Origin of the sequence: Vibrio sp. OPT18 (assembly GCF_015163615.1) — a bacterium.
GTDB classification, from domain to species: Bacteria; Pseudomonadota; Gammaproteobacteria; order Enterobacterales; family Vibrionaceae; genus Vibrio; species Vibrio coralliirubri.
The window spans coordinates 1-1,055 of record NZ_JADDYK010000118.1 but is presented as its reverse complement, the minus strand read 5'-3'; the positions used below and the strand labels follow the sequence as shown (position 1 = coordinate 1,055).

1 protein-coding gene is annotated in these 1,055 nt (G+C 47.2%); it reads left to right on the top strand.

Going from position 1 to position 1,055, the window contains the following annotated elements:
• Window positions 1–1,055 (top strand): elongation factor Tu (tuf, locus tag IQQ51_RS26510; RefSeq protein ID WP_137001546.1); only part of this gene is annotated, 1,055 nt, incomplete at both ends.

Here is a 1,055-nt window from a genome sequence, read left to right as displayed (position 1 = left end):
GGTGTTGCTAAAGATTTCGCATCTATCGATAACGCTCCAGAAGAGCGTGAGCGCGGTATCACAATCGCAACTTCTCACGTTGAGTACGACACTCCAGCACGTCACTACGCACACGTAGACTGTCCAGGACACGCGGATTATGTTAAAAACATGATCACTGGTGCTGCACAAATGGACGGCGGTATCCTAGTTGTTGCTGCGACTGACGGCCCTATGCCTCAAACTCGTGAGCACATCCTACTTGGTCGTCAAGTTGGTATCCCTTACATCATCGTATTCATGAACAAATGTGACATGGTAGATGACGAAGAGCTACTTGAGCTAGTTGAGATGGAAGTTCGTGAACTTCTTTCTGAATACGACTTCCCAGGTGATGACCTACCAGTTATCCAAGGTTCTGCACTTGGCGCACTAAACGGCGAGAAGCAGTGGGAAGATAAGATCGTTGAGCTTGCAGAAGCACTAGATTCTTACATTCCTGAGCCAGAGCGTGCAGTTGACCAACCGTTCCTACTACCAATTGAAGATGTATTCTCAATCCAAGGTCGTGGTACTGTTGTAACTGGTCGTATCGAGCGCGGTATCCTACGTGTAGGTGACGAAGTAGAAATCGTTGGTATCAAAGAGACTACTCTTACTACTTGTACTGGTGTTGAAATGTTCCGTAAACTGCTTGACGAAGGTCGTGCAGGTGAGAACGTTGGTGCACTTCTACGTGGTACTAAGCGTGATGACGTTGAACGTGGTCAAGTACTTTCTGCGAAAGGTTCTATCAACCCACACACTAAGTTTGAGTCTGAAGTATACGTACTTTCTAAAGACGAAGGCGGCCGTCACACTCCTTTCTTCAAAGGTTACCGTCCACAGTTCTACTTCCGTACAACTGACGTAACAGGCGATATCACTCTACCAGAAGGCGTAGAAATGGTAATGCCAGGTGACAACGTTCAAATGACTGTTGAGCTAATCGCTCCAATCGCAATGGACGAAGGTCTACGTTTCGCAATCCGCGAAGGTGGCCGTACAGTTGGTGCTGGTGTTGTAGCTAAAATCTT